Raw genomic sequence first — 13,361 nt, 5'->3', positions numbered from 1 at the left:
GCATCGACGCAAGACAGCTGTCGCACGCTTGCCGTCATCTTTTGACTCGTCCCCCCTGCCGCTCATGCCCAAGACCCATCTGTTAAGTGCCGCCGTCCTTACCGCGCTCGTGCTGTCGCCGGCCGCCCATGCCGCCGATCCCGAGGTGACTGCCGACACCGGCACGACCGTGCAGCAACTCGACGCGGTCTCGGTGATCGGCCAGGGCGAAACGCGTCAGGTGCAGCGCATCACCCAGCAGGACATTCCGGTGTTGCCGCCGGGCACCAGCATCCAGAAGCTGCTCAACCGCATGCCGGGCGTCAATGTGCAATCCAACGATGCCTTCGGTGCCAACGAGGAGTCGCAGACGATCAGCCTGCGTGGCTTCAACGGCACGCGCCTGGGTTATACGCTCGACGGCCTGCCGCTGGGAGACAACGCCTACGGCAACTACAACGGCCTCAACATCAGCCGCGCCCTGATTGCGGAAAACTTCGGCGGCGTGGAGCTGGCCTCGGGTATCGGCGCACTGGGCACCGCGTCCACCAGCAACCTGGGCGGCACCATCCAGTACTACTCGGCCGATCCGTCCAGCGTGTTCGGCGGGCAGCTGTCGCAGACGGTGGGCTCCGATGCCAACCGCCGCACCTTCCTGCGCGTGGACACCGGCGACTACAACGGGTTTTCGGCGTATCTGTCCGGCATCAATGCCGAAGCCGACATGTGGGCGCGCCCGGAGTCGCCGACCACCACGCGCCAGTTCAATGCCAAGGGCGTGTACCAGTTCGATGGCGGCAAGCTGACCGCGTTCGCCGACACTTCGCGGACCTCGCAGGCCGATTATTCGTATCTGTCCAAGAGCGGCATGGCGCGTGGCCTGGGCTGGGACTGGAACCTGTACGCACCGGACTGGAACCGGGCGTTGGCCGCAGCGTACTGTGCACCGGCCACGCGCAATGCGGCACGCTGCGGTTTCAGCGGCGGCGTGGACAACATCGACGATGCCTATTACCAGAGCCGTGCATTGCGCGACGACGATCTGTTCTATGTGGCCGGCGACTTCCAGCCCAACGATGCGATCAGCCTGCACACCCAGGTCTATCACCACGAAAACAAGGGTCAGGGCCATTGGTGGTCGCCGGGCCAGGCGTCCAACCCGGGCACGCCGCAGGCATTGCCGATCTCCATCCGCAGCACCAATTACTGGATCAACCGCACCGGCGGCATCGCCTCGCTCGGCTGGAACCTGGGCCCGCATCATCTCGAAGCCGGGCTGTGGTACGAGCGCAATCACCACGATGTGGAGCGCAATTTCTACTGGATCGACGGGCCGGTCAGCGACGACAAGTTCCTGCAGGATCCCGATCGCCGGCTGTTCTCGCAGAACTACATCATCACCACGCGGCAGTTCTACGTGCAGGGCAACTTCAAGTTCCTCGACGAGCGCCTGAGCGTGGATCTGGGCATCAAGAGCCCGAGCACCGAAATGACCGCACGCGAAACGCCGGGGCTGGCGGTGGAAGCGCCGGTGGCGACCGGTTCGATCAAGGCCAGCGAGTCGGTGCTGCCGCAGGTCGGTCTGGGCTATCGCATCGCAGATGGGCAGGAAGTGTTCGCCTCGTACGCGGAAAACATCGCCGCGTTCCAGGGCGGCGGCGCCGGTGGTCCGTTGCTGGTGACGCAGGCCTCCTTCGATGCCAGCGTCGGCGCACTGGAGCCGGAGAAGTCGCGCACCGTGGAAGCCGGTTACCGCTTCGTGCGTGACCGCTTCGAAGCCTCGCTGGTGGGTTACGACGTGACCTTCGACAACCGCCTGCTCTCGCTCAATCCCTGCGCCAGCATCCAGCAGGGCACCACGCCGGCCTGCACCACGCGCTTCTTCAACGTGGGCTCGGTGAGCAGCCGCGGCGGCGAACTGACCGTGATCTGGAAGCCGACCAGCTACCTGCAGTGGTACAACTCGGCCTCGATCAACCGTTCGACCTACGACGACAACTACGTGCAGAACGGGGTGATCATTCCGACCGCCGGCAAGACCACGGTGGATACGCCCAAGCGCATGTTCGCCAGCGAAATCGCCTTCAACTACGCCAACTGGAACATCAACCTGCGCGGCAAGTACACCGGCCAGCGCTACTACACCTACACCAACGACCAGGGCTTTGGCGGTTACACCTCGTTCGATGCGGGCGCCGGGTACGACTTCGGCCAGGCCGGCGTGCTGCAGGGGCTCAAGCTCTCGCTCAACGTGACCAACCTCACCGACAAGCGCTATGCATCCAACCTCACCGCGTTCGCCAACAGCGATCCGAATGGCCGTCAGCTGGCGTTCCATGCCAGCGCGCCGCGGCAGGTGTTTTTGACCTTGGATGCGAAGTTCTGAGTTAGGGATTGGGGATTGGTAACAGCGGGTCTTGTGGCTGCTGACTGATTTCCGGTGATGATCGACGTGGATGGTTTTAGAGTGGCTGGCAAGACCTGTCGAGTGATTGTCGGGCGGATGCGACGATGCGAAGGTGCGGGATGCAAGGTCGTGCATCCCGCCTCGCTCATCGGCCGCGCTCGCCTGGCAGTTGTACCGTGGTGTTGATGGCTGCTTTTTTGTTGGAGAAAGGCATGATGCAGTTCCACCGTGCATTGGTGTTGGGGGCGATGATGGTCGGCATGAGCGGGCCCGCGTTGGCAGAGGCGCCGTTGGCGAAGACGGTGCAGATCTTTGCGCACCGTGGCGCCAGCGCGTTGCGCCCGGAACACACCCTGGCCTCGTATGCCAAGGCGATCGTCGATGGCGCCGATTTTGTCGAGCCGGACCTGGTGTCCAGCAAGGATGGTGTGTTGGTGGCGCGCCATGAGAACGAGATCGGCGGCACCACCGATGTGGCCAGCCACCCGGAGTTCGCCGCGCGCAAGACCCGCAAGACCATCGATGGCCAGGCGATGGAAGGCTGGTTCACCGAAGACTTCACTCTTGCCGAATTGAAGACCTTGCGTGCGCGCGAGCGGTTGCCGCAGTTGCGCGGCACGCGTTGGGATGGGCAGTTTCAGATCGTCACCTTCGATGAAATCATCGATTTTGTCGCGGCCGAATCGGCAGCGACCGGGCGCACGATCGGGCTGATTCCGGAGATCAAGCACCCAAGCTATTTCAGTGCGCTGAATCTGGCGATGGAAGACAAGGTGCTGGCGAGCCTGCGTGCGCATGCCTACACGCAGACCGTGCCGGTGGTGATCCAGTCGTTCGAGACAGGCAACCTGCATTACTTGCGCGGCAAGATCGGGCGCAGCAGCAATATCCGTTTGCTGCAGCTGTTGGGCGGCGCGCAGATGGCGCTGCCCGATGCGGGCGTGGGCAGCGCACCGCGCACCTACGCGCAGATGATCACGCCCGAGGGGCTGAAGCAGGTCGCCAGCTATGCCGATGCCATCGGCCCGGACATCCGCAGCATCATTCCACTGGATGCGCAGCAACGCCTGGGCACGCCGACCAGCTTGGTGCACGACGCGCACGCGGCAGGATTGCAGGTGCAGCCGTATACCTTCCGCCCGGAGAATTATTTCCTGGCCGCCAACAACCGCAGCAGTGGTGCGGTGACCGAGCGCAACGAGGCCGGTGCATTGGCCGAGTTGAAGGCGTATCTGGATGCGGGTATCGATGCGTTCTTTGCAGATGATCCCGGCTTGGCGCGGCGTGCGTTGAGCGAGCGTGCAACGCGTTAAACGTTGGACGCATATGCGGTCTGTAGGAGCGCGCTGGCGCGCGATGAAGCGTTCCCGATAACGCTCCATCGCGCGCCAGCGCGCTCCTACGTCCCCGGTGGCCGTTCGCGTGGCGGAAAATGCAGCACTACATTTTGCGAGCCGTCTTCCTGGCGCTGCCACAGCACTGGCACCTGGCGTGGCGGCGGCGGTTCCAGCACGTCGCGTTCGGCGTTGCTGATCTCCCAGGCAGCGTCTTCGTCCTCGTCTTCCCAGCTGTAGCGCGGCCTGGCCTGTTGCGGGTCGCGCAGGCGCAGCAGCAGCGCGGCGATCAGGCCGGCCACCGCGCCGCCCAGATGCGATTGCCAGGACACGCCGGCCTCGTGCGGCAGGATGGTCAGCACCATGCCGCCGTAGAACAGGAAGGCGATCATGCTGGTGGCAATCGCCGGGCGGTCGCGGCGCAGCAGGCCCAGCACGAACACCAGGAACATCAGCCCGTGGGTGACGCCGCTGGCGCCCAGATGCCGGCTACCGGGCTCGCCCAGCAACCACGCGCCCAGCCCCGAGCCCAGCCACAGCAACGGCAGCGCCAGGGCGGTGGCACGCGGATACACGCTGCCGGCCAGCGTGCCCAGGATCAACAAGGCGGCGGCGTTGGCGCCCAGATGCGCGAGCGAGCCGTGCAGCAACGGTGCGGTGAGGATGCCGAGCAGACCGTCGGCCTGCAGCGGTGCCACCGCCCAGGCGCGCCAGTCGAACATGCCCTGGGCGGTGAACACCGCCACCAGCAGCAGCACGGCGGCCAGGCTGAAGTTGAAGGCACGCAAGACCCGGGAACGATCCAGGCGATCTTGCGAGGTGGCGTCGGCGGCAACAGGATGCGGTGTCATGCCTTCACGGATGGCGTCGCGCGGATGTTTTACAAGCCTGTCCGGCGCGGGATAAGCAGGCCCGACGACGGGATAATCCAGCTTCGCCACCGGTGATTGGCGCAGCGGCTCGCGTGGCATCACTCAGGTGGCTGGGGCGCGACACCGATTGGCTGCAGGGTCCTTGCCCACCCACCATCGCGGGCCACGCCGCAAGTACGTCCCTGTAGGCGCTTACGCGGCATCCATACCGCGTAAGGTCCCGCGACGGTGAGCAGGCAAGGACTCGTCGAATTGGTCGGTGCGCTTGGATGCGAGCAGCGCACGCGGCGCTGCCGTTCCCGATTCCCTAATCCCGATTCCCGATTCCCGATTCCCAGCCCCTCAGTGCCGAGCCGGTTTGGGCGGCCGCAGTAGGCTCAGCACGATGGTGAAGACCAGGATCACGATCACCACCGCCAGCGAGACCAGCACCGGGATCTTGTACAGATCGATGATCATCATCTTGGTGCCGATGAACACCAGGATCACCGCCAGGCCGTACGGCAGCAGGTGGAAGCGGTCAGCCATGCCGGCCAGCAGGAAGAACATCGCGCGCAGGCCCAGCACCGCGAACACGTTGGAGGTCAGCACGATGAACGGGTCGGTGGTGATCGCGAAGATCGCCGGGATGCTGTCCACCGCGAAGATCACATCGATCACCGCAATCAGGATCAACACCACGAACAGCGGGGTGAACCAGCGCTTGCCGTCCTTGATCACGCTCAGCGCATGGCCGTGGTATTGCGGGCTCAGGCGCAGATGGCCGCGCATCCAGCGCAGCACCGGGTTGGCTTCCAGGTCCGGCTCCTTGCCGGCGGAGAACCACATCTTGATGCCGGTCAGCAGCAGGAAGGCGCCGAACACGTACAGCAGCCAGTGGAACTTGGTCAGCAGCACCGAGCCGGCGAAGATCATGATCGCGCGCAGCACGATCGCGCCCAGCACGCCGATGATCAGCACGCGCTGGCGCTGCTCCTCGGGCACGCCGAAGTAGGTCATCACCATCAGGAACACGAAGATGTTGTCGACCGCCAGCGATTTCTCGACCAGATAGCCGGTCAGGAACTCCAGCCCGATGCGGTCGGCCGCCGCATCGCCCATGCTGCCCTGCAGGTACCACCACAGGCCGGCGTTGAAGGCCAGCGCCAGCAGCACCCAGCCGATGCTCCACCAGGTGGCTTCCTTGAAGGTGACCTTGTGGGCACCGCCGTGGCGCATCAGCACCAGATCGACCAACAGCGCCACGATCACCACGATCGCGAAGCCGCCCCATAACCAGACATTGCCAATGGTTTGCATAAAAGAATCCCGAAAGTGAAACGACCTGGACAGCCGGTGGGCTGAGGCCTTGTGACACGGAAATCGTGGATTCCGGGTGACGGACCTTCGCCTGCGCGGCGAAGGTCTCGCTCACAACCGGCCGGGCCGGTTGCCGTTGCACCGGAGCGCCTGATGGCAGGGCTCGTCATGACGGCGACAACGCTGGGAGCTACTCCCCTTCTGCAGCCGATTCTGCGTGCCCGGGGCAGGCACGTCAATCCAGCCGGATACAATGGGCGGATGAATACTCCTGTCCCCGTCGTCCGACTCAAGAATGCGTGGCGCTCCAGCCACCCGTGGATCTTCCAGAAGCTGGTGGAAAAGCCCGCCGCCAAGCCCAAACCCGGCACCATCGTCGATGTGGTCGGCGTGGACGAGGAGTGGGTCGGCCGCGGCTTCTACAACGGCCACTCGCGCATCGCCGTGCGCATCCTGGAGACCGACCAGGCGGTGCCGGTGGATGCGGGCTGGTTCTCGCGCAAGATCGCTGCGGCAGTGAGCCTGCGCCGCGACTGGCTCAAGCTCGACGCGGTGTCCGATGCCTGGCGCGTGGTGCACAGCGAAGGCGACGGCCTGTCCGGCCTGGTGGTGGACCGTTATGGCGACCTGGTGGTGGTGGAGTTCTTCGCCGCCGGCATGTTCCGCCACCGCGAATGGATCTACGAGGCGCTGCGCGAGCAGTTCCCGGGCTGCCGCTTCCACAGCTTTGCCGACGAACACGTGCAAAAGCAGGAAAGCTTCGATTTCCACGGCAACACCACCACCGAAGCGGCGGTGATCACCGAGTACGGCATCAAGTTCCGCGCCGACCCGGCCGGCGCGCACAAGACCGGCTTCTTCGCCGACCAGCGCGAGAACCGCCAGTGGCTGAGCGAGCAGGTCGAAGGCAAGAGCGTGCTGGACCTGTGCTGCAATACCGGCGGCTTTGCGGTGTATGCGGCTGCGCGCGGCGCGTCCGAGGTGCTGGGCGTGGACATCGACGAGGACGTGATCGCCATCGCCAAGGGCAACGCCAAGCTCAACAACGTACGCCCCAAGTTCGTGCAGGCCGACATCTTCCCCTGGCTGCGCGATGCGGCCAATCGCGGCGATCAGTTCGATGTGGTGATCCTGGACCCGGCCAAGATGACCCGCGATCGCGAGCAGGTGATTCCGGCGCTCAAGAAGTACCTGGACATGAACAAATTGGCGTTGGGCGTGGTCAAGCCCGGCGGCTTGTTCGCCACCTTCTCCTGCACCGGGCTGGTCGCCGAGCAGGAATTCCTGGACATGCTGCGGCGCGCCTCGTATTTCTCCGGGCGCACCATCCAGATCCTGAAGGTGGCCGGTGCCGGTCCGGACCATCCGTTCATGGCGCACGTGCAGGAATCGCGCTATCTGAAGGCAGTATTCTGCCGCGTGATCTAGCGCAGCGATCAACCCCTGGAGCGGCCAGTCGATGACAGCGGACGATGAGGAACGCAAGGCGCTGAGCCGGTTGCTGCGCGAGATCGAGCGGCCCCATGCCAGTCTGCTGGCCAGCAACTGGCCGGTGTTCGGCGTGTGGCTGCTGTTCTCCGGCGCCTTCATGTATCTGTTCCAGACCGGCAGCGGCTCGCCGTTGCATCCGTTGCTGCTGGCGCTGGGCTCGACCTGTCTGGGCGTGTTCGGTGCGTGGATCGTGCTGCGCTCGGTGTGGGCGCGGCAGTGGCCGCATGTGCGCGAGCACATCGACGTGGAGAGCGTGCGCGCGCGTCTGGCCGAACTGGGCGATTGAGTGCGGCGCGAGGCGCTGCTGCACGACTGCCGGGCAGGTGTGGCAGTGATGCAGGCCGCACACATCGATGCGTACGGCGGTGCCTATCTCTTGGTGCCTGTGAGCCGCTGATTGCAGCGCACGGTGCGGCGTACGCGGCTCGAACCAGTGCTGCACCGCGCGGCCGTCCCTGGCCTGTGCGTTGTCCGTCAGTGAGTGCTGTCAGTCAGGTGCGACCCATCACCAGCCCGCCGGTCGTGCGGTGATTTCCGGCACCGCCTGGCGCAGGTCGGCCCCGAACTCGGGATTGCGCATCGTCGCGCCATCGGCGTAGCCGTAGAACACGCCTTGGGTGGGGGTGGTGCCTTCGCGCAATTCGATATCGCCACGCACCTGCGTGGTGCCGGCAATGGTGACCGCACCGAACGCGCCCGGCCCCATGAAGGCCGTATTGGCTTGCGCGTTCGCACCGATCGTAGCGCCCGGATGCCACACGGTCAGGCCGTCGAGCACCGCATTGCCCTGCACGGTGCCGCCCATCACCGTGGCGTGGCCATTCGCGTGGCAGCGCGCCCCTGGTGCGTGGCGCGCCTGCATAACCCAAAGCAGTCAGGTCATTGCCAACGGCCATTTCGTTGGCCGCATCTGAGCGGACATTGTCGATGTCTGCCGCGATCCGCGCGGCGGCGGTCACCAGGCTGGACACACACGCAGCGATCGCGATCGATGCTTCCACGCAGCGAGGACGCCACCGCCATGTCCGATGTGTCCACGTCCGCGCTGTGCAGCGCCAAACCGGTTCTGCTGTTGCTGGAGCACGACTCAAAGATCCCAAGCACGCCGGCCGACGCTTCTTCTGTCGCCATGGCTGGGTTGCTGGAAGCTGCGTTGTCGGGCGTCGACGGAGAACGCGGCCGGCTGGAGGTGCGCCGGATCGGCCCCCCGCGGCCGCGTCGCGGTGTGATCGGCCTGGTCGGCGAAAGCGACCGATCGCTGCCCACGCTGGTGACCTGCAGCGCGCGCTGCGCGGGTAGTGCCATCGCAGCGAACCACCCGTCAGAGGGCATGGCGGAGTTGCGGCGCTGACGCATCGTGCCTTTGAAGAGCAGGTCATTCGCTCGAATCCCCCGGAGAACGCAATGACTTCCTCACCTCGACGTGCGGGCACGTCAGCGGCCGCGTCCTAGATGCCGGCCATCGATTCCCAGCGCGCCGCCTGGCTGGCGACGCAGATCCTGCCGCACGAGCCGGCGCTGCGGCGCTGGCTGCGCAAGCACGCCCCCGGCAACGTCGATTGCGACGATGTCATCCAGGAGACCTACGCCATCCTCGCCGGGCTGGGCGAGGTGGGCCATATCGCCAACCCGCGCGCCTATCTGTTCACCGCCGCGCAGTCGGTGCTGCTGCAGCAGGTGCGGCGCGCCAGAATTGTTTCGATCGAAAGCGTGGCGGAAATCGAGCGCCTGGACATCACACAGGACGAGCGCTCACCCGAGCGCCACGCCATTGCCGGTCAGGAGCTGCGCCGCATCGGCGAAGCGCTGGCGGCACTGCCGGACAAATGCCGCCAGGTGTTTCTGCTGCGCAAGGTCGATGGCCTGTCGCAGCGCGAGATCGCCGCGCGGCTCGGAATCAGCGAGAACACTGTGGAAAAACACATCGTGAAGGGATTGCGGCTGCTGATGGCGCGGATGGGCCGCACCCCCGCACCCGCACCGAGTGCCGGCCAGGCCGCGCCGGCCACGCGCCTGGCCGATCCGCAGCGCGGCAGCTGAGCATGCGCAGCATCGACGACATTGCCGCCGCCTGGGTGGGCCGCGAAGACGGCGACCGGCTCACGCCGGCCGAGCGCATGCAGCGCGACCGCTGGCTGGCCGAAGACGTGCGCCATCGCGGTGCCTATGCACGTGCGCACGCGGTGCACCTGCATTTCGATCGCGCGCGTGCGTTGGGGCAGGGCTTTGGCGCGGAAGCGACGCGTTCACGGCGCACGCATCGACGCGGCAGGTGGCTGGCCGCACTGGCCGCCTGTGTGGTCGCTGCGGCCACCGGCATGCTGGCATTGCAGCAGGCCGTGCCCGACCACGGCGCGCCCGGCAGCGGCCATCACCTCACCCGCATCGGCGAGGTATTGCGCCTGCCGTTGGCAGACGGCTCGGCGGTGACGCTGAACTCCGGCTCGGAGGTGGTGGTGGAGTTCAGCGCCGCCCGTCGCCAGGTCCAGTTGCTGCGCGGCGAGGCCTTGTTCGACGTGGCCAAGGACCGCCATCGCCCGTTCGTGGTGATGGCGGCCGGCGCGGAAGTGCGCGCGGTCGGCACCAGTTTCAGCATGCGCCGGCGGCAGGACGATGCCGTCAAAGTCGTCGTGCGCGAAGGCACCGTCGACGTGGAGGCCGACCAGCGCACACCGCAGCGGGTGACAGCCAACATGCTGGCCATGGTCAGCCCGACGCGTGCGGTGCAGGTGCAGCCGCTGCCAGCACGGCGCGTGCAGCAGTTGCTGGTCTGGCGCGAGGGCATGATCGCCTTCGACGGCGACACCTTGGCGCAGGCCGCTGCCGAATTCGCCCGCTACAACGACATGCGCATTCTGATCGACGACCCCGCGGTGGCGCGGCGCACCGTGGTCGGCCTGTACTCAGCCAACGATCCGGAAGGCTTTGCACGCTCCGTTGCGATGAGCATGGGCCTGCAGATCGAACACACCCGTGGCGGCATCCACCTGCGCGGCGCACTCGCGCAGTGAGGTGCAGCGCTGCACATCATCATCAGCGATGTCGATGGCGGAAAAGCGGCGGCGACGCATCCAACAGACAGGGGGCCACACAGCAACGGTGACAACGACCGGACAGCGGCGCACGCGCGCCAGCGGAGAGCAGTGATGCAGGCAGCAAGCAGGCGTTTGAGCAAGGCCATCGGCACCGCCGTGGCGATGATGGCAGCGGGACATGCGGTGGCAGCGTCAGCGCAGGGGCGCACCTTCTCGCTCCCCGAGAGCAATGCGGTGGTGGCGTTGCCGGAGTTTGCGCGGCAGGCCGGGGTGCAGATCGTGGCACCCGGCGAATACCTGCAGCAGGTCCGCACGCCGGCCGTGCAGGGCACGCTGGAATCGCGCGTGGCCTTGCGGCAGTTGCTGGCCGGCACCGGATTGAGCGTGGTCGAAGACGACGGCGAACGCATCACGCTGGCTTCGGCGCAGCCGTTGACGGCCGCGCTCCACGGCCATCCGGGGACGGGGTATGCGCAGGTGGACGCATCCGCAACCACGCCGCCAGCCGCCGCACCGCCCGCAGATGCCGCCGTCGGCAATCTGGATGCGGTGGTGGTCACCGGCGCGCGCGGCGTGCAGCGCACCGTCACCGAAAGTCCCACTCCAATCGATGTGATCGGCGCGGCGGAACTGGAAAAGACCGGTCGCCCGGGCCTGCTGGCGGCGCTCAACGATCTGGTGCCGTCGTTCAATGCGCCGGCCAAATCCGGCAACGGCACCTCGTATGTGATCGCCACCGGCGGGCTGCGCGGGCTCAATCCGGATCACACCCTGGTGCTGGTCAACGGCAAGCGCCGCCATCGCACCGCCAGCATCAACATCGCCGGCATCGTCGGGCGCGGCTCGGTGCCGGTGGACATGAGCCTGATCCCGGTCTCGGCGGTGGACCACATCGAGGTGCTGCGCGATGGCGCGGCCGCGCAATACGGTTCGGATGCGATCGCCGGCGTCATCAACATCCTCCTCAAATCCGATGCCGATGGCGGCAAGGCCGACATCCTGTGGGGCCAGAACATCGACCGCGCCGATGGCGACAGCAGCAACGCCAGCATCGGCAAGGGCCTGGCACTGGGCAGCGACGGCTTCGTCTATCTGGCCGCAGACGCCAGGTATCAGCAGACCTCCAATCGCGCAGTGCCGGTGGCCGACGATTACCGGCTGTACTACCCGGTCAACGGCCAGCCGGACCCGCGCGAGGCCACCGCCGACCGCCTGATCACGCGCAACTTCGGCCAGCCTTGGCAGAAGGGCGCCAACCTGTCCTACAACGCCGAACTCGGCCTGGGCGGCGACCTGCGTGGCTATTCCTACGCGACCTACAGCCGTCGCCTGAGCGATCTGGAATGGTCGTTCCGCAATCCCAACGCCAACAACACCCTGCAAGAAATTTATCCAGACGGTTACAGCCCGCGCCTGCGCATCGACGAGACCGATTACGAGTTCACTGCCGGCATCAAGGGCCTGTGGGGTGAGTGGGACTGGGACCTGGCCACCAGCTACGGCCGCAACGCCTCCGAACGCGACGGCCTGCACACGCTCAACGCCAGCCTGGGGCCGACCAGCCCCACCGCGTTCTATCTGGGCCAGCTGACCTCCACCGACTGGACCACCAGCCTGGACATCACCCGTGGCCTTCAACTGGCCGAGCGCCCGCTGCAGGTGTCGCTGGGCGTGCAATACCGCTACGAGAAATACCAGATCCAGGCCGGCGAGCAGGCGGCGTATGCGGCCGGCGACTACGTGTTTCCGGCTAGCCATCCGCGTGCCGGCCAAGCGCCGCCGCCGGGCGCGCAGGGCGCGATCACTTTCCAGCCCGACGAGGCCGGCAGCCTGGATCGCAACAGCGGCGCGGCCTATGTCGACTTGACTTGGGACGTGGCCGACAGCGTGTCGCTGGGCCTGGCCGGGCGCTACGAGCGCTTCGACGATTCGGCCGGCGACACTGCGGTGGGCAAGTTCACCGCGCGCTGGGCCATCACCCCCACCTTCGCGCTGCGTGGCGCGGCCAGCACCGGCTTCCGCGCGCCTGCGTTGGCGCAGGCCTTGTACGCGGCCACCAACAGCAGCTGGCGCACGCTGGACAACGGCGATCGCGAACTGTTCCTGGCCAAGACGCTGCCGGTGGATTCCCCCGCCGCGCTGGCACTGGGCGCCGAACCGCTGAAGCCGGAGGAATCCACCAACGCCAGCATCGGCTTCACCTACAACCCCACGCGCGCGCTCAGCCTCACCGTGGATGCCTACCGCATCGATCTGGACGACCGCATCGGCATGACCGGCTACATCACCGGTGCGGCGATCACCGACCTGCTCACCCGCGCCGGCGTGTCCGGGGTCGACAGCGCGCAGTACTTCACCAACGCCATCGATACCCGCACCGAAGGCGTGGACGTGGTGGCGACCTGGCGCATGGAGGCCGGCGACTGGGGCCGGGTCAACTGGAACCTGGGCTACAACTACAACACCACCGAGATCACCCGCATCGCCGACAACCCGGCCGCACTGGACTCGCTAGGCGCCGGCTACGAACTGTTCGACCGTGCTTCGCGCGGCTATCTGTCGCGCACCCCGCGCAGCAAGGTGTTGCTGGGCGGCAACTGGGTGATCGGCGACTTCGCGCTCAACGTGCGCGTCAACCGCTTCGGCAGTTTCGATGTGCTGGAGAACAACCCGGCCAACGACGAACACGTGCCGGCCAAATGGATCACCGATCTGGAAGCGTCCTACGCACTGTCCGGGCGCATCACCTGGACGCTGGGCGCCAACAACCTGTTCAACCAATACCCGAAGAACATCGGCGCGGTCGCCAGCACCGGCAGCGGTTTCTACGTCACCAGCGTGCCGTACGGCCTCACCGGCGGGTCCTATTACACCAAGTTGACCTACACCTTTTGAGGAGTGATCCAGTGCCGCGACTTTCTTCGATGCGGGCGCATGCGCGCAG

The 13,361-nt window shown here is 66.2% G+C and carries 11 protein-coding genes; 8 read left to right on the top strand and 3 right to left on the bottom strand.

Going from position 1 to position 13,361, the window contains the following annotated elements:
• Nucleotides 1-64: 64 nt before the first annotated feature.
• On the top strand, nt 65-2,365 hold the full coding sequence (locus tag XARJCFBP2528_RS05940; protein WP_016901849.1) for a TonB-dependent receptor: 2,301 nt from the start codon (nt 65-67) through the stop codon (nt 2,363-2,365).
• 233 nt (nt 2,366-2,598) lie between these two features.
• Nucleotides 2,599-3,699 (top strand): glycerophosphodiester phosphodiesterase, encoded by a 1,101-nt coding sequence (locus XARJCFBP2528_RS05935; RefSeq protein ID WP_016901850.1) that lies wholly within the window; start codon nt 2,599-2,601, stop codon nt 3,697-3,699.
• 86 nt (nt 3,700-3,785) lie between these two features.
• Here XARJCFBP2528_RS05935 and XARJCFBP2528_RS05930 read toward each other — a convergent pair whose 3' ends face one another.
• Together XARJCFBP2528_RS05930 and XARJCFBP2528_RS05925 are read right to left on the bottom strand one after the other, a co-directional pair.
• Nucleotides 3,786-4,571 carry a rhomboid family intramembrane serine protease gene (locus XARJCFBP2528_RS05930; RefSeq protein WP_026064178.1) on the bottom strand — a complete coding sequence of 262 codons (786 nt, stop codon included), beginning with the start codon at nt 4,569-4,571 and terminating at the stop codon, nt 3,786-3,788.
• Between the two features lie 363 nt (nt 4,572-4,934).
• The gene (locus XARJCFBP2528_RS05925) at nt 4,935-5,891 is read right to left on the bottom strand and encodes a TerC family protein (protein ID WP_016901852.1); all 957 of its coding nucleotides are present in this window, start codon (nt 5,889-5,891) and stop codon (nt 4,935-4,937) included.
• Nucleotides 5,892-6,152: 261 nt separating this feature from the next.
• On the opposite strand from XARJCFBP2528_RS05925, the gene XARJCFBP2528_RS05920 reads away from it, so the two are divergent.
• Together XARJCFBP2528_RS05920 and XARJCFBP2528_RS05915 are read left to right on the top strand one after the other, a co-directional pair.
• Nucleotides 6,153-7,319: a class I SAM-dependent rRNA methyltransferase gene (locus XARJCFBP2528_RS05920; protein WP_047124502.1), complete on the top strand. Its 1,167-nt coding sequence runs from the start codon at nt 6,153-6,155 to the stop codon at nt 7,317-7,319.
• A gap of 31 nt (nt 7,320-7,350) precedes the next feature.
• Complete coding sequence (locus XARJCFBP2528_RS05915) at nt 7,351-7,668, top strand: membrane protein (protein WP_016901854.1); 318 nt, start codon at nt 7,351-7,353, stop codon at nt 7,666-7,668.
• Between the two features lie 219 nt (nt 7,669-7,887).
• Here the strand turns inward: XARJCFBP2528_RS05915 and XARJCFBP2528_RS05910 are convergent, their stop codons facing one another.
• Nucleotides 7,888-8,187 (bottom strand): hypothetical protein, encoded by a 300-nt coding sequence (locus XARJCFBP2528_RS05910; protein WP_016901856.1) that lies wholly within the window; start codon nt 8,185-8,187, stop codon nt 7,888-7,890.
• A 216-nt stretch (nt 8,188-8,403) separates the two neighbouring features.
• Here XARJCFBP2528_RS05910 and XARJCFBP2528_RS05905 point away from each other — a divergent pair, with 216 nt between their 5' ends.
• From XARJCFBP2528_RS05905 to XARJCFBP2528_RS05890, 4 genes are all read left to right on the top strand, one after another.
• The gene (locus XARJCFBP2528_RS05905; RefSeq protein WP_102596592.1) at nt 8,404-8,733 is read left to right on the top strand and encodes a DUF3088 family protein; all 330 of its coding nucleotides are present in this window, start codon (nt 8,404-8,406) and stop codon (nt 8,731-8,733) included.
• A 101-nt stretch (nt 8,734-8,834) separates the two neighbouring features.
• Nucleotides 8,835-9,422, top strand: coding sequence for an RNA polymerase sigma factor (locus tag XARJCFBP2528_RS05900; protein ID WP_016901858.1), 588 nt, complete (start codon nt 8,835-8,837; stop codon nt 9,420-9,422).
• Nucleotides 9,423-9,424: 2 nt separating this feature from the next.
• Nucleotides 9,425-10,393 (top strand): FecR family protein, encoded by a 969-nt coding sequence (locus XARJCFBP2528_RS05895; protein WP_016901859.1) that lies wholly within the window; start codon nt 9,425-9,427, stop codon nt 10,391-10,393.
• A 156-nt stretch (nt 10,394-10,549) separates the two neighbouring features.
• The gene (locus XARJCFBP2528_RS05890) at nt 10,550-13,312 is read left to right on the top strand and encodes a TonB-dependent receptor (protein ID WP_016901860.1); all 2,763 of its coding nucleotides are present in this window, start codon (nt 10,550-10,552) and stop codon (nt 13,310-13,312) included.
• Nucleotides 13,313-13,361 lie beyond the last annotated feature (49 nt).

Source organism: Xanthomonas arboricola pv. juglandis, assembly GCF_001013475.1.
GTDB classification, from domain to species: domain Bacteria; phylum Pseudomonadota; class Gammaproteobacteria; order Xanthomonadales; family Xanthomonadaceae; genus Xanthomonas; species Xanthomonas arboricola.
The sequence above is the reverse complement of the archived record's forward strand: the minus strand, read 5'-3'. Positions and strand labels throughout refer to the sequence as shown.

Excerpts from the sequence above, each read along its gene's own strand:
- XARJCFBP2528_RS05935 (WP_016901850.1), top strand. The coding sequence starts at position 2,599 with ATGATGCAGTTCCACCGTGCATTGGTGTTGGGGGCGATGATGGTCGGC.
- XARJCFBP2528_RS05930 (WP_026064178.1), bottom strand. The coding sequence starts at position 4,571 with ATGACACCGCATCCTGTTGCCGCCGACGCCACCTCGCAAGATCGCCTG.
- XARJCFBP2528_RS05920 (WP_047124502.1), top strand. The coding sequence starts at position 6,153 with ATGAATACTCCTGTCCCCGTCGTCCGACTCAAGAATGCGTGGCGCTCC.
- XARJCFBP2528_RS05910 (WP_016901856.1), bottom strand. The coding sequence starts at position 8,187 with ATGGGCGGCACCGTGCAGGGCAATGCGGTGCTCGACGGCCTGACCGTG.
- XARJCFBP2528_RS05895 (WP_016901859.1), top strand. The coding sequence starts at position 9,425 with ATGCGCAGCATCGACGACATTGCCGCCGCCTGGGTGGGCCGCGAAGAC.
- XARJCFBP2528_RS05925 (WP_016901852.1), bottom strand. The coding sequence starts at position 5,891 with ATGCAAACCATTGGCAATGTCTGGTTATGGGGCGGCTTCGCGATCGTG.
- XARJCFBP2528_RS05940 (WP_016901849.1), top strand. The coding sequence starts at position 65 with ATGCCCAAGACCCATCTGTTAAGTGCCGCCGTCCTTACCGCGCTCGTG.
- XARJCFBP2528_RS05905 (WP_102596592.1), top strand. The coding sequence starts at position 8,404 with ATGTCCGATGTGTCCACGTCCGCGCTGTGCAGCGCCAAACCGGTTCTG.
- XARJCFBP2528_RS05915 (WP_016901854.1), top strand. The coding sequence starts at position 7,351 with ATGACAGCGGACGATGAGGAACGCAAGGCGCTGAGCCGGTTGCTGCGC.
- XARJCFBP2528_RS05900 (WP_016901858.1), top strand. The coding sequence starts at position 8,835 with ATGCCGGCCATCGATTCCCAGCGCGCCGCCTGGCTGGCGACGCAGATC.